Annotated in this window: 17 protein-coding genes; 9 read left to right on the top strand and 8 right to left on the bottom strand. The window is 58.9% G+C overall.

What is annotated here, in order from left to right:
• Nucleotides 1-42 precede the first annotated feature (42 nt).
• On the bottom strand, nucleotides 43-1,707 hold the full coding sequence (ettA, locus tag UIA24_RS00240; protein ID WP_065759270.1) for an energy-dependent translational throttle protein EttA: 1,665 nt from the start codon (nucleotides 1,705-1,707) through the stop codon (nucleotides 43-45).
• 313 nt (nucleotides 1,708-2,020) lie between these two features.
• Between ettA and UIA24_RS00235 the strand changes: the two genes are divergently transcribed.
• The 4 genes from UIA24_RS00235 (at nucleotide 2,021) to UIA24_RS00220 (ending at nucleotide 8,754) form a co-directional block, all read left to right on the top strand.
• Nucleotides 2,021-5,860, top strand: a complete 3,840-nt coding sequence (locus tag UIA24_RS00235; protein WP_099773494.1) for a sensor domain-containing protein — start codon at nucleotides 2,021-2,023, stop codon at nucleotides 5,858-5,860.
• 162 nt (nucleotides 5,861-6,022) lie between these two features.
• Nucleotides 6,023-7,276, top strand: coding sequence for a serine hydroxymethyltransferase (glyA, locus tag UIA24_RS00230; RefSeq protein ID WP_065759272.1), 1,254 nt, complete (start codon nucleotides 6,023-6,025; stop codon nucleotides 7,274-7,276).
• 153 nt (nucleotides 7,277-7,429) lie between these two features.
• Entirely contained in the window at nucleotides 7,430-8,002 is a 573-nt protein-coding gene (locus UIA24_RS00225; protein WP_157767110.1) for a hypothetical protein, read from the top strand.
• A 158-nt stretch (nucleotides 8,003-8,160) separates the two neighbouring features.
• Nucleotides 8,161-8,754, top strand: coding sequence for a hypothetical protein (locus UIA24_RS00220; protein ID WP_099773492.1), 594 nt, complete (start codon nucleotides 8,161-8,163; stop codon nucleotides 8,752-8,754).
• Nucleotides 8,755-8,762: 8 nt separating this feature from the next.
• Here UIA24_RS00220 and yjiA read toward each other — a convergent pair whose 3' ends face one another.
• From yjiA to UIA24_RS00205, 3 genes are all read right to left on the bottom strand, one after another.
• On the bottom strand, nucleotides 8,763-9,725 hold the full coding sequence (gene yjiA, locus UIA24_RS00215; RefSeq protein WP_099773491.1) for a GTPase: 963 nt from the start codon (nucleotides 9,723-9,725) through the stop codon (nucleotides 8,763-8,765).
• 86 nt (nucleotides 9,726-9,811) lie between these two features.
• Nucleotides 9,812-10,009 (bottom strand): YbdD/YjiX family protein, encoded by a 198-nt coding sequence (locus tag UIA24_RS00210; RefSeq protein ID WP_065759275.1) that lies wholly within the window; start codon nucleotides 10,007-10,009, stop codon nucleotides 9,812-9,814.
• A gap of 18 nt (nucleotides 10,010-10,027) precedes the next feature.
• Nucleotides 10,028-12,094 carry a carbon starvation CstA family protein gene (locus UIA24_RS00205; protein ID WP_065759276.1) on the bottom strand — a complete coding sequence of 689 codons (2,067 nt, stop codon included), beginning with the start codon at nucleotides 12,092-12,094 and terminating at the stop codon, nucleotides 10,028-10,030.
• Nucleotides 12,095-12,279: 185 nt separating this feature from the next.
• Between UIA24_RS00205 and UIA24_RS00200 the strand changes: the two genes are divergently transcribed.
• Nucleotides 12,280-12,645 (top strand): PilZ domain-containing protein, encoded by a 366-nt coding sequence (locus tag UIA24_RS00200; RefSeq protein WP_102051825.1) that lies wholly within the window; start codon nucleotides 12,280-12,282, stop codon nucleotides 12,643-12,645.
• 232 nt (nucleotides 12,646-12,877) lie between these two features.
• Complete coding sequence (locus UIA24_RS00195) at nucleotides 12,878-14,404, top strand: nucleobase:cation symporter-2 family protein (RefSeq protein WP_065759278.1); 1,527 nt, start codon at nucleotides 12,878-12,880, stop codon at nucleotides 14,402-14,404.
• Nucleotides 14,405-14,500: 96 nt separating this feature from the next.
• Here UIA24_RS00195 and radA read toward each other — a convergent pair whose 3' ends face one another.
• The gene (gene radA, locus UIA24_RS00190; RefSeq protein WP_065759279.1) at nucleotides 14,501-15,868 is read right to left on the bottom strand and encodes a DNA repair protein RadA; all 1,368 of its coding nucleotides are present in this window, start codon (nucleotides 15,866-15,868) and stop codon (nucleotides 14,501-14,503) included.
• Between the two features lie 174 nt (nucleotides 15,869-16,042).
• Here radA and mscL point away from each other — a divergent pair, with 174 nt between their 5' ends.
• On the top strand, nucleotides 16,043-16,456 hold the full coding sequence (gene mscL, locus UIA24_RS00185; protein WP_330521911.1) for a large-conductance mechanosensitive channel protein MscL: 414 nt from the start codon (nucleotides 16,043-16,045) through the stop codon (nucleotides 16,454-16,456).
• A gap of 44 nt (nucleotides 16,457-16,500) precedes the next feature.
• Here the strand turns inward: mscL and UIA24_RS00180 are convergent, their stop codons facing one another.
• Nucleotides 16,501-17,277: a ferredoxin--NADP reductase gene (locus tag UIA24_RS00180; protein ID WP_330521910.1), complete on the bottom strand. Its 777-nt coding sequence runs from the start codon at nucleotides 17,275-17,277 to the stop codon at nucleotides 16,501-16,503.
• Between the two features lie 200 nt (nucleotides 17,278-17,477).
• Here UIA24_RS00180 and UIA24_RS00175 point away from each other — a divergent pair, with 200 nt between their 5' ends.
• On the top strand, nucleotides 17,478-18,158 hold the full coding sequence (locus UIA24_RS00175) for an autoinducer binding domain-containing protein (RefSeq protein ID WP_330521909.1): 681 nt from the start codon (nucleotides 17,478-17,480) through the stop codon (nucleotides 18,156-18,158).
• A gap of 99 nt (nucleotides 18,159-18,257) precedes the next feature.
• Nucleotides 18,258-19,382, top strand: coding sequence for a methyltransferase (locus UIA24_RS00170; protein WP_330521908.1), 1,125 nt, complete (start codon nucleotides 18,258-18,260; stop codon nucleotides 19,380-19,382).
• 76 nt (nucleotides 19,383-19,458) lie between these two features.
• Here UIA24_RS00170 and UIA24_RS00165 read toward each other — a convergent pair whose 3' ends face one another.
• Nucleotides 19,459-19,614, bottom strand: coding sequence for a DUF2474 domain-containing protein (locus tag UIA24_RS00165; RefSeq protein ID WP_330521907.1), 156 nt, complete (start codon nucleotides 19,612-19,614; stop codon nucleotides 19,459-19,461).
• Between the two features lie 21 nt (nucleotides 19,615-19,635).
• Nucleotides 19,636-20,643, bottom strand: a complete 1,008-nt coding sequence (gene cydB / locus UIA24_RS00160) for a cytochrome d ubiquinol oxidase subunit II (protein ID WP_065759285.1) — start codon at nucleotides 20,641-20,643, stop codon at nucleotides 19,636-19,638.
• Nucleotides 20,644-20,645: the final 2 nt, after the last annotated feature.

Below are 20,645 nucleotides of genomic sequence, written 5' to 3'. Positions count from 1 at the left end.
ACGGAGCCCGAAGGCCCCGTTCCAGTGCAAAACCGCGAGCGGTTATGCCAGTTTTTTGTGCCGTACCCGGTGCGGCTGGGCAGCAGCTTCGCCAAGACGCTTCTTGCGGTCGGCTTCGTACTCGGTGTAGTTACCCTCGAAGAATACCGCCTGGGAATCGTCCTCGTAGGCCAGGATGTGGGTGGCCACGCGGTCCAGGAACCAGCGATCGTGAGAGATCACGATAGCGGCGCCCGGGAAGTCCAGCAGGGCTTCTTCCAGCGAACGCAGGGTTTCCACGTCCAGGTCGTTGGACGGTTCATCGAGCAGCAGGACGTTGGCGCCTTCCTTCAGGGTCAGGGCCAGGTGCAGACGGCCACGCTCACCACCGGAGAGGTCCTTGACGAACTTCTGCTGGTCGCCGCCCTTGAAGTTGAAGCGACCCACGTAGGTACGCGAAGGGATTTCGTAGTTACCGATACGGATCTGGTCGGAACCATCGGAGATCTGCTGGAACACGGTCTTGTTGCCGTCCAGGTCTTCGCGGCTCTGATCGACACAGGCCAGTTGCACGGTTTCACCGATCTCGATGGTGCCCGAGTCTGGTGTTTCCTTGCCCATCAGCATGCGGAACAGGGTCGATTTACCGGCACCGTTACCACCGATCACACCGACAATGGCGCCTTTAGGCATGCTGAACGACAGGTTGTCGATCAGTACACGGTCGCCATAACCCTTGGTGACGTTCTTGAACTCGATGACCTTGTCGCCCAGGCGCGGGCCAGCCGGGATATAGATCTCGTTGGTTTCGCTGCGTTTCTGGAATTCCTGCGATTGCATTTCTTCGAAGCGCTGCAGACGAGCCTTGGATTTCGACTGGCGTGCCTTGGCGCCTTTGCGCACCCACTCCAGTTCTTCCTTCATGGCCTTTTCATGGGCCGACTGCTGCTTGGATTCCTGGGCCAGACGATCCGACTTGGCTTCCAGCCAGCCCGAATAGTTGCCTTCGTACGGAATACCGGCGCCACGGTCGAGTTCGAGGATCCAGCCGGCGACGTTGTCGAGGAAGTAACGGTCGTGGGTAATCGCTACCACAGTACCCGGGAAGTCGTGCAGGAAGTGCTCGAGCCAGGCGACAGAGTCGGCATCCAGGTGGTTGGTCGGTTCGTCGAGCAGGAGCATGTCCGGTGCCGACAGCAGCAGACGGCAGAGTGCTACACGACGCTTTTCACCACCCGACAGGTGTTCGACCTTGGCGTCCCAGGCAGGCAGGCGCAGGGCATCGGCCGCCACTTCCAGCTGACGCTCCAGGTTGTGACCATCGCTGGCCTGCAGAATCGCCTCAAGCTTGGCCTGTTCAGCGGCCAGCTTGTCGAAGTCGGCGTCAGGATCGGCATACGCCGCATAGACTTCGTCCAGGCGAGCCTGGGCATCCTTGATCACGCTGACCGCTTCTTCGACCACTTCACGCACGGTTTTGGTTGGGTCGAGCTGTGGTTCCTGCGGCAGGTAACCGACATTCAGCTCCGGCATTGGCCGTGCTTCACCGTCGAACTCGGTATCAACACCCGCCATGATTTTCAACAGGGTGGATTTACCCGAACCGTTGAGGCCGAGCACGCCGATCTTGGCGCCGGGGAAAAACGACAGGGAGATATTCTTCAAGATTTCCCGCTTCGGCGGAACAACTTTGCTCAGCCGATGCATGGTGTAGACGTATTGAGCCAAAACGTTGAGCTCCTGTAAGCAAGTAAATTCAAGGGGCCAATTGTATGACGTAAAAAAGTAAAAGCGACTATTAACTTGGCCAACCGATAGCCGTCAGGCCCAAGCTCAGGACCAGACAGGCCTGGGCCGCCGACATGGCACTTTGTCGGGATCTGCGAACAGGACTGGCACTTCGCCACAACTCAAGGCATGCTAAGCGCCCTTCGGGCGTCCAGCTTATGAGTACGCATCGGCCTGCACGGCTGAGCGTGAGGGTGCGCACCCAATAAGCAGCTCAAACCTGCCACAGCCAGCCATACCGCAGGATCAACGTTTGACCAATCTTACTCAGCCGTCCTCCCTGCGTACCGCCCCCTCCAGCTCGGGTTCATTGTTGCGCGGTTCGTTGAAAGGGGTGTTGGCCATCCTGGTATTGCTGCTGCTCGGCCTGCTGTTCTGGCTATTGATTGATCAGTACCACCATACCCTTGCCGATGAGCGCCAACACAGCCTGGATTCCAGCAACGAGTTGGCCGATCACCTGAGCCTGAACATGGCCCTCAAGGCTCAGACCGCACTCAATCAGGTTCAACCCTACCCGCTGCCCCCGGACGACCGCGCGCTACCGAAGGTGGTGGCCAATCTGCAGCGCGCACTGCCCTCACTGCGCAGCATCGCCTGGTTCGACAGCCAGGCACGCCCGTTGCGCGACAGCCTCGGCGAATCGCCTGACCAGCATGCTATTGAAGAATTGATACGGCTGAGCAATGGCCACCCGTACTACTTCAGTAACAACAGTGACAACAGTTACATCTACCTGCTGCTACGCCAATCAGATCGGCCGACCAGCGGTTACTGGCTGCTGCGCCTGAGCCCTGAGTATTACAGCGCGCTGGCCGAACACCTGGACAACCCCACCCGCCCCTTGTGGCTGCTGGAAAACAGCCGAACGGCTGAAATCATCAATCAACATCGCTCACCTGAAACGCCACGGCCAGCCAACGCCGAGCCACTGCAGAGCGTACTGCTGACATTCCTCGATAACAGCGACTGGCAACTGCGCGGCCTCTACGATGCCGAATTGAGTCGTCAGCAACTGTTGCCTGCTCTGATCAGTAAATGCCTGCTTGGCCTGATCTGCGCCCTGCTGCCGCTGCTGGCATTGGCCAGCATGCGCAAGCGCCAACGCGCACTGCAAGAAGGACGCCGACGCTACCAGGATATTTTCGAAGGGACAGGGGTCGCCCTTTGTGTGCTGGACTTGTCCGGCCTGATCAATACGCTTGAACGACTGCGCCTTCGTGGCCAAGACCAGCTTGAGCACCGCCTGCTGCTTGACCGGTCCCTGCGCAACACGTTGCTGCAGGAGTTGAAAGTCACCGAGGTCAATCAAGTCGCCCTGCAACTGCTGGGGGTTGAATGCCGCAACGGTGCCTGGCAACGCCTGATTGCTGGCGATACACGCAACGAAGGGATTGGCCTGCAACTGGTCGAAGCCGTCCTGAACAATCAACATCAGCTTGAGCTGGAGGTTCGCCTCAGTGGTGCCGATGACCAGGAGCTGCACCTGTGGCTGACGGTGCGTTTCCCCGAGCAACGCGCTGACTATCAAGCGGTAACCCTCAGCATCAGCGATATTACCAGCCGCAAGCAGGTCGAGCTGTCGCTGCTGGAGCGTGAAAGTTTCTGGTCGAACGTGGTCCGTACCGTACCGGATCAACTCTACGTGCAGGACGTGCAAAACCAACGGATGATCTTCAGCAATCGGCACCTGGGCCAGACCCTGGGTTACTCCCGTACCGAACTGGAGACGATGGGCGAGCGATTCTGGGAAATCCTTCTGCACCCTGAAGACGCCACACTCTACAACCGGATGCGTCAGCAACAGCGCGAGAGTGGCTACCTGGAACAACTGCACTGCCAGCTACGTTTCCGTCACCGTGACCAGGGTTGGCGTCGTTATGATATTCGCGAAGAGGTCCTGACCCGCGACAACGATGGCAACGTCACCCGCATCATTGGCGTGGCCAAAGACGTTACCGAGCAGATAGAGGCCAGCGAATCGCTGCGTGACAGCGAACAGCGTTACCGCATGCTTGCCGAAAGTATCAGCGACGTCATCTTCTCCACCGACAGCATGCTGAAACCCAACTATGTCAGCCCCTCGGTACACGCGGTATTGGGCTACGAGGTCGACTGGATTTTCGAGAACGGCTGGCAATCGACCATTGCCAACCCGGCACAGTTGACCGGCATCTACAGCCTGATCGAACGCCTCAACCGTGCCCTGCACGCTCCAGAACAACTGGAGCAATTGCGTACCCAGCTTCCCACTCAGTTGTTCCTGTTCGACTGCCTGCGCGCCGATGGTCGCAAGATCCCGATCGAACTGCGCCTGGTACTGGTCTGGGATGAGCACAATCGGTTCGAGGGCATACTCGGCGTCGGCCGTGACATCAGCCAGCAGCGCCGCGCTGAAAAAGACCTGCGCATGGCTGCGACAGTGTTTGAGCACTCGACTTCGGCCATCCTGATCACCGACCCGGCGGGCTATATCGTCCAGTCCAACGAAGCCTTCAGCCGCGTCAGCGGCTACAGCGCAGCAGAGGTGCTCGACCAACTGCCAAATATGCTGACGGTCGACGAACAGCAGGAAGCGCACCTGCGCTACGTGGTCAAACAGTTGCACATCCGCGGCACCTGGGAAGGTGAAGTCTGGCTTAAACGTCGCACCGGCGAGCATTACCCGGCCTGGGTCGGCATTACCGCTGTGCTCGACGACGAAGGCGACCTGGCCAGCTATGTGTGTTTCTTTACCGACATCAGCGAGCGCAAGGCCAGCGAACAACGCATTCACCGTCTGGCCTACTACGACGCCCTGACGCACCTGCCGAACCGCACGCTGTTCCAGGACCGCCTGCACACCGCACTGCAGCAAGCTGATCGTCAAAAGGCCTGGGTGGTGCTGATGTTCCTCGACCTGGACCGTTTCAAGCCGATCAATGACTCCCTTGGCCACGCGGCCGGCGACCGTATGCTCAAGGACATGGCCGAACGCCTGCTCGACTGTGTCGACACTGACGACACCGTTGCGCGCATGGGCGGCGACGAATTCACGCTGCTGCTGCAACCACGCGCAACCCGCGAGATGGCGCTGAACCGCGCCATCAATGTGGCCGAACAGATCCTCAACAGCCTGGTTCGTCCCTTTGTGCTGGAAAACCGCGAGTTCTTCGTCACCGCCAGTATCGGTATTGCCCTGAGCCCTCAGGATGGCAGCGAACTCAGCCAACTGATGAAAAACGCCGACACCGCGATGTACCACGCCAAGGAGCGCGGCAAGAACAACTTCCAGTTCTACCAGGCGGATATGAACGCCAGTGCGCTGGAGCGCCTGGAGCTGGAAAGCGACCTGCGCCATGCACTGGAGCAGAACGAGTTCATCCTGTACTACCAACCGCAGTTCAGCGGCGACGGCAAACGCCTGACCGGCGCCGAAGCGCTCCTGCGCTGGCGCCACCCAACCCGTGGCCTGGTACCGCCGGGCGACTTTATTCCGGTGATTGAGGAGTTGGGGCTGGTGGTCGATGTCGGTGACTGGGTACTGCGTGAAGCCAGTCGTCAGCTCAAAGAGTGGCACCAGGCCAAGGTACGGGTACCGAAAGTTTCGGTGAACATTTCTGCGAGACAGTTTTCCGATGGGCAACTGGGTACCCGCATCGCCACGATCCTCAACGAAACCGGCGTTCCACCGGCGTGCCTGGAACTGGAGCTGACCGAAAGTATCTTGATGCGCGAGGTCAACGAGGCCATGCAGATACTCGCCAGCCTGAAAAACCTCGGCCTGAGCATTGCGGTCGATGACTTCGGTACCGGCTATTCGTCACTGAACTACCTCAAGCAGTTCCCGATCGACGTGCTGAAGATCGACCGCACCTTCGTCGATGGCCTGCCCGAAGGCGAGCAGGATGGCCAGATCGCCCGTGCGATCATCGCCATGGCCCACAGCCTGAACCTGGCAGTAATCGCCGAGGGTGTGGAAACCCATGAACAGCTGGAGTTCCTCCGAGAACACGGTTGTGATGAGGTTCAGGGCTACCTGTTCGGTCGGCCAATGCCGGCCCACCAGTTTGAAGCCCAGTTCAGCAACGAAACGCTGTTCATGTTCCAGTAACCCTGCGCATCCCCCCTTGTACAGGCTCGGGGATGGCGCCGGGCAACACAAACAGCGGCAAATGAGCCCCACTTGTCTGCGACATGATGCCCTTTCATATGCCAGACAAAAGCCGATGAGGTAGAATGCCTCCCTTTTCCAGCCCGATCCTTGAGGACCGCCATGTTCAGCCGTGATTTGACCATTGCCAAGTACGACGCCGATCTCTTTGCCGCCATGGAGCAAGAAGCTCAGCGCCAGGAAGAGCACATCGAGCTGATCGCCTCGGAAAACTACACCAGCCCGGCCGTGATGGAAGCCCAGGGTTCGGTTCTGACCAACAAGTACGCTGAAGGTTACCCAGGCAAGCGTTACTACGGTGGTTGCGAGTACGTCGACGTGGTCGAGCAACTGGCCATCGACCGCGCCAAGCAGCTGTTCGGCGCAGACTACGCCAACGTTCAGCCACACGCAGGTTCGCAAGCCAACAGCGCCGTTTACCTGGCCCTGCTGCAAGCTGGCGACACCATCCTGGGCATGAGCCTGGCACACGGTGGTCACCTGACCCACGGTGCCAGCGTCAGCGCTTCGGGCAAGCTGTACAACGCCATTCAGTACGGTATCGATGCCAACGGCCTGATCGACTACGACGAAGTCGAGCGTCTGGCCCTGGAACACAAGCCGAAGATGATCGTTGCCGGCTTCTCCGCCTACTCGCAAGTGCTGGACTTCCCGCGCTTCCGTGAAATCGCCGACAAGGTCGGTGCCTACCTGTTCGTCGACATGGCTCACGTTGCCGGTCTGGTTGCCGCTGGCGTTTACCCGAACCCGGTTCCGTTCGCTGACGTGGTCACTACCACTACCCACAAGACCCTGCGTGGCCCACGTGGCGGCCTGATCCTCGCTCGCAAGAACGAAGAGATCGAGAAGAAGCTGAACTCGGCCGTATTCCCGGGTGCCCAAGGCGGCCCGCTGGAGCACGTGATTGCCGCCAAGGCCATCTGCTTCAAGGAAGCGCTGCAGCCGGAGTTCAAGGCTTACCAGCAGCAAGTGGTGAAAAACGCCCAGGCCATGGCCAGCGTCTTCATCGAGCGCGGTTTCGACGTCGTTTCCGGTGGCACTCAGAACCACCTGTTCCTGCTCTCGCTGATCAAGCAGGAAATCTCGGGTAAAGACGCTGACGCTGCACTGGGCAAAGCCTTCATCACCGTCAACAAGAACTCGGTACCAAACGATCCACGCTCCCCGTTCGTCACCTCCGGTCTGCGCTTCGGTACCCCGGCTGTGACCACTCGCGGCTTCAAAGAGGCTGAGTGCAAGGAACTGGCTGGCTGGATCTGCGACATCCTGGACGACCTGAACAACGAAGCGGTGATCGACGCCGTTCGTGAGAAGGTCAAGGCTATCTGCGCCAAGCTGCCGGTATACGGCGCTTGATCGCAGTTCGCTGAATGAAGAGCCCGGCCTTGAGCCGGGCTTTTTTTCGCCTGCGTAATTAATTAACGCAGCGGGCAACCGCCTTGCCATTAGGTTCAGCGAATACGAAGGCCCATGCGCCTTTGTCACTCAATGAACTACAAGGCGAACACCATGCCCACCCATCGACAGAACTCGTTCCTCGCCCACCTGCGTACTCAGGCATACCCCATTCATTGCCTTGATGTCCTGCGGGGAACTCCGGCAGAAGTCATCGCCCCGTTCGGCGGCGAAGGCTTGTTGGCCGGGGCGTTGCAACCCCGAAGTGACGCCCATTTGCTAGGCCATCAACCACCTGCCAACGGCAACACAGTGGAGCCCTTGACCCTGTACTTCAGGCATACCCCAGAAGGTTACTACCTGTATGTCCGCTCACTTGGCCCGTATTTTGGCCGAGGCATCAGTACCGATGAGAATGGCAACATTGGCGCCTTTGTAATCGCTGAACGGGAGCCCATCCCCTTCAAGCTGATCCATCCACAACGCGGCGAAACGTCACTTGAGCATATAAAACGTGATCGTGTTGGCATGTTTTTGCAGCGTGCAGGTAAAGGATTCGTGCATCGGAGCAGCCGACATGACGCAGAGCCTACCTACCTCAACACTGCGGGAGGGAGCCCACTGGGTTTCATTCTGGATATCCAGGAGCGCAATGCACCCTGGCTGAGCTACCCGGATGAGTTCTGAGGATAGAACCGCGATGCCCCATGGTACGACCACCAGGGCATTGTTCCTCCTGCCCTCACAGGCTTTGGGAAATTACCTTGGTTCTCGCTCCTCTGGATAAACGTCATACCGGCAAAAGCCCAAGACGGGAGCTAAATCTGATCAGGAGATCACCTGCTATGCCTACCGATAAACAACTTTCCTTCACCGCTTACATGCTGATAAACGGCCACAGCCTCATCGCTCTGGACGAAGCCACCGACCGTCCCGTTATCGTGCCTCACCCTGCACGGCCTGAAGGGCTGGAAGTCTCGCAGGCCCTGGGTGCACTCGGCGGTACCGATGAGGACTGGGAACAAGACCGCAACGACGGCCTGATAAACTTTCATGTGGTGAGCGATGTCTCGCCCACGGAGTTCTATTTCCGACACAGCGAAGGACTGTATCGACTCTACGTACGCAGCGGCAAATACCTGAACCACGGCGTATTCATGACCGCCGAAGGCGTACCTCAGGCGTGCCCGATTGATGGTGTTGATCCTTGCGCCTGGCAGTTACGCCATGCCCACAACAACCAAGCGGTCGACCTCTCGAACCTGCCTACCGATTTCGCCATGATCAACCTTGAAGAAGCGGCTACCGGGGCGAGCTTGAGCATGACACTCATCGGTCAAGGTAACGGCGGCTACCTGACCGCTGGTTATGCACCGTCGGGCACCCAATTGCGCTTGAACATTCTTGCCCGCGACGTCGATTGGTTGAGCGCCAGTTAACAAGCAGCCTACAGCTGCTCGAACGCTGAGCGAATCTGTTCTTCAGGCAAATCGTCGCCGATGAACACCACGACGCTCTCCCGCGTCTGGTCCTGCTCCCAGGCGCGGTCCCAGTCGAAACCATACAACTTCAAGACACCCTGGAACACCAGCCGGCGTGGCTCGCCTTCAATATTGAGCACCCCTTTGTAACGCAACAGCTGTCGGCCATGGTCTTCGAGCAGACGATTCATGAAGTCGCTGAGCCGGTCGATGTTCAGGGGCTTCTCGGTACGCAGTACCATGCTGCTTATGCGGTCACCGCTATTGCCTTGTGCAACCGGGCGCAAGCTCAGACCACCACCCAGGTCGGCATTGAGATTGAAGCCGCGCACATCAAGCAACTCGGACAGGTCGATCTTGCCGTGCTCTACCACATGAATCGGCGCACGACGATTGATCCGTCCAAGACGCTCGCTCAAGGCCTGGAACTGGGCGGCATCGACCAGATCGGTTTTGCTCACCAGCAGGCGATCGGCAAAACCGACCTGGGCCTGGGCAATGGTCTGGGTCAGGTGGAGGTCGGCATGCGCCGCATCGACCAAGGTGATAATGCCATCAAGGATGTAGCGCTCACGCAGTTCTTCGTCGATGAAGAAGGTTTGTGCCACGGGTGCGGGGTCGGCAAGGCCGGTGCATTCGATCACTAAACGGTCAAAGGCGATCTCGCCACTGTCCAGGCGCTCCAGCAACAGGAACAGGGCCTTGGTCAGGTCGGTATGGATACTGCAGCAAACACAACCATTGGCCAGGGTCATGACCTGCACCGGTTCGTCACCCAGCAGCTCCGTGTCGATACCTGCATCGCTGAATTCGTTTTCGATCACGGCGATCTTCAGGCCGTGCTCGGCCTTGAGCAGGTGGCGCAACAAGGTGGTCTTGCCTGCACCGAGAAAACCACTGAGCACGGTAACGGGGATTGGAGGTAGCACGCGCAAAATCTCCTGAACGCTAAAAATGACTGTGGGAGCGCGGCGTACCGTGCTCCCACAGGTTTATTACAGGCCGTCAGCCAAGGTTAACAGCACTTGGGCCCACCCTTCCCCCCGTAACGCGCCTCCTGACGTTCCCTGAAGAACGCCTCGTAGCTCATCACCGGCTTGTCCGGGTGTTTGGTTTGCATATGCTCGACGTAAGTGTCGTAGTCGGGCATACCGACCATCAGGCGGGCTGCCTGCCCCAGGTACTTACCCAGTCGACCAAGGTCGTTGAACATGACTGCATTCCTCAGTGTTTACGCGTCCGGCACAGGGTGGAACGGGGTTTCCTTATCACTACGCTCTTTCTTGCCAAGGGCGGCAATACCGACCTTCAGTGCGAAGAACAGGATACTGAACACCACGAACAGGAACAGGCCGGTCAACGCCGCGTTGGTGTAGGCGTTGAAGATAACGTGTTGCATCTGGTTGATGTCCTTGGCCGGTGCCAGTACCTGACCGGCATCCAGTGCCGCACTGTACTTGTCGGCCAGCGCCAGGAAACCGACCGCCGGGCTCGGATCGAACAGCTTGATGAAGCCCGCGGTGGTGGTGCAGATCAGCAGCCAGACAGCAGGCAACAGGGTGACCCAGATGTAGCGCTGGCGTTTCATCTTGATCAACACCACAGTACCCAGCATCAGCGCAATGCCCGCCAGCATCTGGTTGGAGATACCGAACAGCGGCCACAAGGTGTTGATCCCGCCCAACGGATCGATCACGCCCTGGTACAGCAGATACCCCCACATGGCCACACAACCGGCTGTTGCCAGCAGGTTGGCAGTCCACGACTCAGTGCGTTTGAGCGCCGGAATGAAGGAGCCCAACAGATCCTGCAACATGAAGCGTCCGGCACGGGTACCCGCATCTACCGCCGTGAGGATGAACAGCGCCTCAAACAGGATCGCGAAGTGGTACCAGAAGGCCATGGTGTTCTCACCCGGCAGCACCTGGTGCAGGATCTGCGCGATACCGACCGCCAGGGTCGGGGCACCGCCCGCACGGGCCAGAATGGTGTGCTCACCGATGTCCTTGGCTACGCCCTCAAGCACATCTGGCGTGATGGCAAAGCCCCAGTTGCTGACCGTCTGCGCCACCGCCACCACATCGCTACCGACTACGGCAGGCGGGCTGTTCATGGCAAAGTAGACACCCGGTTCAATCACCGAAGCAGCGACCATGGCCATGATGGCTACGAACGATTCCATCAGCATGCCGCCGTAACCGATGTAGCGGGCGTTGGTTTCGTTGTCGAGCAGCTTCGGCGTGGTGCCCGAGGAGATCAGGGCGTGGAAGCCCGATACCGCACCACACGCGATGGTGATAAACAGGAACGGAAACAGGGTGCCTTTCCAGACAGGGCCGGTACCGTCGGTGAACTGGGTCAGCGCGGGCATTTTCAGCTCAGGCGCGATGACCAGAATGCCGATCGCCAGGCCTACGATGGTGCCGATCTTGAGGAAGGTCGAGAGGTAGTCACGGGGCGCCAGCACCAGCCACACAGGCAGTACGGCAGCCACAAAGCCGTAACCCACCAACAGCCAGGTGATTTGTACGCCGGTGAAGGTGAAGACCTTGGACCAGGTCGGATCGGCAGCAACCTGCCCGCCCAGCCAGATCGACAGCAACAGCAGGACAACACCCATCAGCGAGATTTCGCCAATACGCCCCGGGCGGATGTAGCGCATGTAAACGCCCATGAACATCGCGATCGGGATGGTCGCCATCACCGTGAACATGCCCCATGGGCTCTCGGCCAGGGCCTTGACCACGATGAGCGCCAGCACCGCGAGGATGATGATCATGATCAGGAAGCAGCCGAACAGGGCAATGGTGCCCGGAATCCGGCCCATCTCTTCACGGACCATGTCGCCCAGCGAACGGCCGTTGCGACGGGTGGACAGGAACAGCACCATAAAGTCCTGAACCGCACCTGCCAGCACCACACCGGCAATCAGCCAGAGCGTACCGGGCAGATAGCCCATCTGCGCAGCCAGAACCGGTCCGACCAGCGGCCCTGCGCCAGCAATCGCGGCAAAGTGGTGGCCGAACAGGATGTGCTTGTTGGTCGGGACATAGTCCAGACCATCGTTATTGAGTACCGCCGGTGTAGCCCGACGTGGATCGAGCTGCATCACCTTGGTGGCGATGAACAGGCTGTAGTAACGGTAGGCAACCAGGTAGATAGCCACCGCCGCGACTACAATCCACAAGGCATTGATGGCTTCACCGCGACGCAGGGCAACCACACCCAACGCACAGGCTCCGATGATTGCCAGCGCTAGCCACGGCAAGTGGCGCAGCAGGCTATTATTGTTGTTCATGATTAGCTTCCAGCTAGTGGATTGAAAGACTGCCCGACGAGTCTAGGGCGAGTCATCGCACATTGCCATACCTGCTACGATCTAGAGCCTCCCGAGCAGGAAACTCATGGCTCTGTTATGCACCTAACACGCGTACCTGACAAGCACTGGACTATAGTTGAGTGCGAACCCCGGAGGGCTTGGCCATGAGCGACCATCACGAACGTCGGCTTTTCAAACGTGTTCCCTTCGATGCCCGCACCGAGCTGGTGCAAGGTGATCAACGATGGCCCGTCAAACTGCTGGATCTGTCGCTCAAGGGGTTGTTGATCGAATGCCCCGAGGGCTGGCAGGGCGACCCTATCCAGGGTTTCGATGCCTCCATACACCTCAACGACCACGACGAAGTGAAGATGCACGTGGAGTTGCGTCACGAGGAGGGCAACCAGATGGGTTTCGTTTGCCAGTTCATTGATCTGGACTCCATTTCGCACCTGCGGCGACTGATCGAACTGAACCTGGCCAACCCGGAAGAACTTGAGCGCGAACTGCGGCAACTGATCGAAGCGTAGGAACGTTTAGCCAACTACCCAATCCCCACCAGAGCCTTTAGCGATCGCTAAAAGGCTCCGTTGGCGCGCCTGCCAAACGCCCTGCATACCATTAATGAGAAAATATGGCACACCGATTGCGTGCAACAGATCCGCTCGGGCTATCTAAAAATTGTATACAATTCTTCTGGTAATGATTGCCACTTGTTGTCTACAGTAGGCCCACAACAATAAAACAGAGACCCTGCTCCTCATGAATACGTCCTCCGCTAGCACGTCTTCAGCGCAACGTCCCGAAGACGAAAACCTAGGCCTCGGCGCCAACCTGGCTTACGGCCTGCAACACGTATTGACCATGTACGGCGGTATCGTTGCGGTTCCCTTGATTCTCGGCCAGGCCGCGGGACTGGGGCCGGCTGATATCGGTTTGTTGATTGCGGCCTCATTGTTCGCAGGTGGTCTTGCAACACTGCTACAAACCCTCGGCTTACCGTTCTTTGGCTGCCAGTTGCCATTGGTACAGGGCGTTTCATTCGCAGGCGTGGCAACCATGGGCGCCATTCTCAGCAGTGAAGGCGGTGGAGGTCTGCCTGGCGTGTTGGGTGCGGTCATGGCCGCATCGCTGATAGGCTTCCTGATCACGCCCGTCTTCTCACGCATTACCAAGTTCTTCCCGCCGTTGGTCACCGGTATCGTCATCACCACCATCGGCCTGACACTGATGCCCGTGGCGGCGCGCTGGGTCATGGGGGGCAACAGCAAATCGCCAGAGTTTGGCAGCATGGCCAACATCGGCCTGGCGGCCCTGACCTTCGCCATCGTGCTGGTACTCAGCAAACTCGGTAGCGCAGCGATCTCTCGCCTGTCGATCCTGCTGGCCATGGTCATCGGCACACTGATTGCCTGGTCATTGGGCATGGCGGATTTCTCCAAGGTCCTGGACGGCCCGCTGGTGGCCTTTCCTGAACCGTTCCATTTCGGTATGCCGACCTTTCACATCGCCGCCATTCTGTCGATGTGCATCGTGATCATGGTGACCTTGGTAGAAACCTCGGCGGATATTCTCGCGGTTGGCGAAATCATCGACACCAAGGTTGACTCCAAGCGTTTGGGCAATGGCCTGCGCGCCGACATGGCGTCGAGCATCCTTGCCCCCATCTTCGGCTCCTTCACCCAGAGCGCCTTCGCCCAGAACGTTGGCCTGGTGGCTGTGACGGGCGTCAAGAGCCGCTACGTAGTGGCAACCGGCGGGGTGATTCTGGTGGTGCTGGGGCTTCTGCCAATCATGGGGCGCATCATTGCCGCCGTACCAACCTCAGTACTGGGCGGTGCCGGTATCGTATTGTTCGGCACCGTTGCTGCCAGCGGTATTCGCACGCTGTCGAAAGTGGACTACCGCAACAACATGAACCTGATCATCGTCGCCGCCTCGCTGGGCTTCGGCATGATCCCGATCGCTGCACCGACCTTCTATGACCATTTCCCAAGCTGGTTTGAAACCATCTTCCACTCCGGCATCAGCTCGGCGGCGATCATGGCGATTCTTCTGAACCTGACGTTCAACCACTTCACGACTGGCAACTCGGACCAGCAGTCGGTGTTTGCTGCCGCTTACGAGCGCACGATCAATTACTCGGACATTTCCGCCCTGCGCGACGGTGATTACTTCGAGGACGGCAAGCTGTTCGATGCCGACGGCAAGGAGATTCCGGTCATTAGCGAACACGACCACGACCACGGCGCACCGTCAGAACGACGAACCGCTGCGGCTGAACACTGATGCACTGATGCACTGATGCACTGATGCACTGATGCACTGAGCAGCATAAGGGCCGACGAGGAATCGTCGGCCCTTTTCATTTGCAGGCCTGATGCGTCACTCGAACAACGCATCCAGCGCCTGCTCAAGGCGCGTGACCGCAATGACCTGCAAGCCTGCAGGGGCTTCCTTTGGCGCATTACCCTTGGGAACAATGGCGCGCTTGAAGCCATGCTTGGCGGCTTCCTTGAGGCGCTCCTGCCCACTGGGAACCGGGCGGACTTCGCCCGACAGGCCAATCTCACCGAACACCAGCAGGTCCTGGGACAAGGGGCGATTGCGCAGGCTCGACATCACCGCCGCCAACAGTGCGAGGTCGGAGGCGGTTTCCAGCACTTTCACACCACCGACTACGTTGAGGAACACGTCCTGGTCATGGGTCGGGATGCCACCATGGCGGTGCAGCACCGCCAGGAGCATTGCCAGCCGGTTCTGATCCAGACCAAGCGTCACTCGCCGAGGATTCGCCAGGTGGCTGTCGTCAACCAGCGCCTGAACTTCCACCAGCATCGGCCGAGTTCCCTCCCAGGTGGCCATGACTACGCTGCCGGGAACCTCCTCCTGGGCACGGGTGAGGAAGATGGCCGAAGGATTGGATACTTCCTTGAGGCCACGGTCGGTCATGCCGAACACGCCCAGTTCATTGACGGCACCAAAACGGTTCTTCACGGCCCGCAGCAAACGCAGGCGTCCATCGGACTCACCTTCAAAATACAGCACGGTATCGACCATATGCTCCAGCACGCGCGGCCCGGCCAAGGCGCCTTCCTTGGTCACGTGGCCGACCAGGAAAATGGCCGTACCGCTCTGTTTGGCATAACGCACCAACAAGGCCGCACTTTCGCGCACCTGCGAGACACCGCCAGGGGCCGACTGCAATTGCTCGGTGAAGATGGTCTGGATCGAGTCGATAACCATCACCTTGGGCTTTTCCGCCCGGGCGGTAGCGATGATGTTCTCAATGCAGGTTTCGGTCATGACCCGCAACTGGTCCTGCGGTAAACCCAGGCGGCGCGCACGCATGGCCACTTGTTGCTGCGACTCCTCGCCCGTGACATAAAGTGCCGGAAGTCGGGTCGCAATGTTGCAGAGGGTTTGAAGCAGGATGGTCGACTTGCCAATACCCGGGTCGCCGCCGATCAACACCACCGAACCATCCACCAGCCCGCCACCCAGCACACGGTCAAGCTCGACACTGGCCGTGGTGAAACGCGGAATTTCTTCGACACTGACTTCTGCCAGGGTCTTGATCTGCGCCTGCTGCCCCGCCCAGCCACTGCGGCCACTGGGCGCTGCGGCTGCGCCACTTTCCAACACGGTTTCGACCAGGGTATTCCAGGCGCCGCATTCACCGCATTGCCCGGCCCACTTCGGAAAGGTCGCACCACACTCGGTGCAGCCGTACATGCGCTTGGCTTTGGCCATGGGGCGGTCTCCTGGAAAAACCGCCATGATAGCCGAGCAGGCAAGCCCATGGGGCCAACCCTGGAAGACAAAACTTTTCGGTATAACCACAGTCTGTAGCCGCAGCGATAAGCATGACTCGCATAGCTGATTTACACTGTTTTCACCAATCTCATCTGTTACAGGGAATAAACCATGGGCGTGCTCAGTGAATTCAAAGCCTTTGCGGTCAAGGGCAACGTGGTCGACATGGCGGTCGGTATCATTATCGGCGCGGCCTTCGGCAAAATCGTCTCATCTTTTGTCGGCGATGTAGTGATGCCACCCATTGGGCTGTTGATTGGTGGGGTGGACTTCAGCGACCTGGCAGTCACCCTGAAAGCCGCCGAAGGTGATGTGCCCGCAGTGGTCATGGCCTACGGGAAGTTCATCCAGACCGTCATCGACTTCATCATCGTCGCCTTCGCCATTTTCATGGGGATAAAGGCGATCAACCGGCTCAAGCGCGAAGAAGCCGTAGCACCCAGCGCGCCCCCCGTCCCCACCAAGGAAGAAGAGCTGCTGACTGAGATTCGTGACCTGCTCAAGAGCCAAAGCAACAAGCCGTAAGCGACACAACGCTGGCGCCCGCGTGCGCCAGCGCCTGATGCCTGCTACCAGTAGTTTTCCACCGCAACCTGGCCGGGCCGACGGCTCAGGCTCAATTGCATGTCGCGCTGTTTGAGTAGCGCTCGGGTGTCATCGATCATCTGTGGGTTACCACAGATCATCACCCGTGAATGTTCGGGCGTCAGTGCTGCACCGGCAACATGCTCCAGTTCGCCATTCTCGATCAATCGAGTGATGCGCCCGTTGAGTGCACCTGGGTGTTGCTCACGGGTAACGATGGGAATGAACTGCAACGCACCCGCGTACTCGGCCAGGTAATCGCGCTGTTCAAGGCCCGCAATCAGCGGCTGATAAGCCAGCTCCCGGGCCTCACGCACCGAATACACCAACTTGATGCGTTCAAACCGCTCCCATACTTCAAAATCCTGCAGGATTGATAGAAAGGGAGCGATACCCGTGCCGGTTGCCAACAACCACAGATCACGTCCACCCACGAAGCGGTCCAGGGTCAGAAACCCGAATGCCTGGCGATCAATCAGCAGGCTGTCACCCTGACGCAAACGGCTGAGTTCGCTTGTGAACTCCCCTCCCGGCACCACGATGGAAAAAAAATCGAGGTACTCATCGTGCGGGGCGCTGACCATTGAATACGCACGCCAGACCACACTGCCATCAGCCCGTGTCACGCCCAGGCGCGCGAACTGCCCGGCACGGAAACGAAACCCCTGGTCACGCGTAATCCGCAAACTGAACAGACTCGGGGTCAGCGGCTGAACATCCAACAGCGTTTGACGCGTGAACTTCTCCTCGCTGGCAGTCATGACCTGCTCCAATCGTCGATTAAGACCAGTGTCTCGCAAAATGCGCCGCATAAACACGGACGATTAGTAAGCGATACCTGCACCTGCTATCGCAAAATAACCCAAGCAAATACTAGGACTTTTCCTACAATCAAAAACACACGGAGTTTGGATCCATCAAAAGGAGGTGACTTGCCATGCCCTATTGGAACCAGGAGCAGATGCAACAGCTGCTCAATGAACACAACGAACAGCAGCTGTTTGAAATTGCACTGTCCCTGGCAAAGCAGCTAGGCATGGACTTCCTGGGGTTCACGATCCGCAGGCACGTTGCGACCCAATCCCCTCAGTACATACTTCTGAACAACTTCCCAAGTGAATGGAACACGCGCTACCAACAGGGCGATTACATAAAGATTGACCCCATAGCAACCCATTGTCAGCAATCACTGGCCGCCATTCTCTGGGATGACAACGCGTTTGCCGAGGTTCCCGAATACTGGGAGGAAGCACAGTCCTTTGGCCTGCGTTTCGGCTGGAGCCTGGCCATACACGATGCTCGCGGCAATCAGAGCATGCTCAGCGTGCTTCGGGCGAACGGCCCTATAACGACTGCCGAGTTCTTTGACAAGGTCTGCCATACCTTATGGCTATGTAACCTGATACACACCCTGATCGTAGAGCGCATTCACCCACCCAAACGCCTGACATATGAATTGACTGCTCGGGAAATCGAAGTGCTCAAGTGGTCCGCCGAGGGCAAAACCGCGGCCGACATCGCCTGTATTCTGGCCTTGTCTGAAAGCACCGTTAATTTCCATATCCGTAGCGTCATGGCCAAGATGAATACCAACAACAAGACCAGCGCGGTTGTCCGGGCCGCCATGAATGGCCTTTTATGACGCGCCAAGCGCCAGTCAGTACGGTGTAAACCCTGTAGAATCGTCGTCAACTTGCCGTCGCTCGCCGCGACGGCCGCCGATGCCCCAGAGCCTTATGCCATGCCCTTGCTGATCAACCCCTTTGCCGAACTTGACCTGATCCGCCAACCCGAACAAGCCAACGACCCCCTACAAGCGTTTGATGCCGCCGACGAGTACCTGCTTGAGCACCTGGCCGAACAGGCGCTGCCGAGCAGTGCTCGGGTGCTGGTACTGAATGACAGTTTCGGTGCCTTGGCCATCAGTTTGAGCCGTCATGTGCAGGTGGTCAGCAGTGGCGACTCATACCTGGCAAGGCTCGGTCTGGAAAAGAACCTGCCGCGTAACGGTCAGCCCTTTGACAGTGTCACCTTCGTTCCGGCCAGTGCCGCGTGGCAAGGCCCGTTCGAACGCGTGCTGGTGCGCGTTCCCAAAACCCTGGCGTTGCTTGAGGAGCAGTTGATTCGCCTGCAGGGGCATCTGGCTCCAGGCGCTCAGGTCATCGCTGGCGCGATGATCAAGCACTTGCCACGTGCCGCTGGCGATCTGCTGGAAAAGTACATCGGCCCGGTGCAGGCCTCCCTGGCGCGCAAGAAGGCACGCTTGCTGATCGCCACGGTAGAAAGCAAAGCCCCCTTCACCTCGCCCTACCCGACCCGTTATCGTCTGGACGAGCCGGGGTTGAACCTGCTCAACCATGCCAACGTGTTCTGCCGCGAAGGCCTGGACATCGGCACACGGGCCTTCCTTCCCTACCTGCCAAAGAACCTCGGGCAAGCGCGGGTCGCCGACCTTGGCTGCGGTAACGGCGTGCTGGCGATCGTCAGTGCGCTGGCCAACCCACAGGCACAGTACACACTGGTCGACGAGTCCTATATGGCGGTTCAGTCGGCCCGTGAAAACTGGCACGCGGCGCTGGGTGAGCGTGACGTGGAAGTGCGCGCCGACGATGGCCTGGCCAGCCAGCCCGAGCGCTCACTGGACGTGGTGCTGTGCAACCCGCCGTTCCATCAGCAGCAGGTGGTCGGCGACTTTCTGGCCTGGCGCATGTTCCAGCAGGCCCGCGAAGCACTGGTCCCCGGCGGTGCACTTTACATCGTCGGTAACCGCCACCTGGGTTACCACAGCAAACTGGCGCGGCTGTTCCGTGGCGTCGAACAAGTCGGGGCCAACCCCAAGTTCGTGGTGTTGAAAGCGCGCAAGTGAACAGGCAAAAAAAACCCTTCGTAGCGAACCGCTACGAAGGGTGAGAGGCCGCCGCAAGGCGGTAATGGGAGTTTGCCTAATGGGTGCTAAGGCCGGCAGCGCTCATGAACAGGCGCATCAGCCAGGCGAATATCCCCAAGGTCACGACGCTGCCCGTCCAGATCACCGCCAACCAACCCAAGCGTTGCCAGAGCGGTTTTTTTTCGGCGTTAACGGTTTCTTTAACAGCCATTTCACACCCTCCATTCAAACCCTAGTGGTAGCCGTCTTCGTGGGTCACCTTGCCGCGGAACACGTAGTAGCTCCAGAAGGTGTAACCCAGAATGAACGGGATGATGAACAAGGTGCCGACCAGCATGAAGCCCTGGCTTTGTGGTGGCGCAGCAGCATCCCAAATAGAGATCGATGGCGGGATGATGTTCGGCCACAGGCTGATACCCAGCCCGCTGTAGCCCAGGAAGATCAACACCAGGGTCAGCAGGAACGGGGTGTAGTGGGCATTACGCGCCACTGCCTTGAGCAGACCATAGAGGGTGACCAGCACCAGGATCGGTACCGGCAGGAACCAGAACAGATTCGGCAGGCTGAACCAGCGCGTGGCGATGTCCGGGTGCGCAAGCGGCGTCCACAGGCTGACGATGCCGGTCACCGCCAGAAGCACCAACGCCAACGGCCGCGCCAGATCGTGCATCTGCTTCTGCAACTTGCCTTCGGTTTTCATGATCAGCCAGGTACAGCCCAGCAAGGTGTAGGCGACTACCAAGCCCACGCCACAGAACAGGCTGAACGGGCTCAACCAGTCCAGGCTACCACCGGCGTAGGAACGGTCGACCACCTTGAAGCCTTCAATGAAGGCACCCAACGCGACCCCCTGGAAGAAGGTGGCCGCAAGCGAGCCACCAATGAACGCCTTGTCCCAGATGTGACGCTTGTCGGCCTTGGCCTTGAAACGGAACTCGAAGGCCACGCCACGGAAGATCAGCCCGACCAGCATCAGCATCAACGGCAGGTACAGCGCTGACAGCACCACGGCATAGGCCAGCGGGAAGGCGCCGAACAATGCCGCGCCGCCCAACACCAGCCAGGTTTCGTTACCGTCCCAGACCGGCGCAACAGTGTTCATCATCACGTCGCGGTCACGGTCGTCCTTGATGAAGGGGAAGAGCATGCCAATCCCCAGATCGAAACCATCCATGATCACGTACATCATGATCCCGAAGATGATGATCACGGCCCAGATCAGCGGTAGATCGATACCCATGA

Origin of the sequence: Pseudomonas sp. AL 58 (assembly GCF_036348395.1) — a bacterium.
Taxonomy (GTDB): domain Bacteria; phylum Pseudomonadota; class Gammaproteobacteria; order Pseudomonadales; family Pseudomonadaceae; genus Aquipseudomonas; species Aquipseudomonas defluvii.
This window is presented reverse-complemented; position numbering and strand designations above follow the sequence as displayed.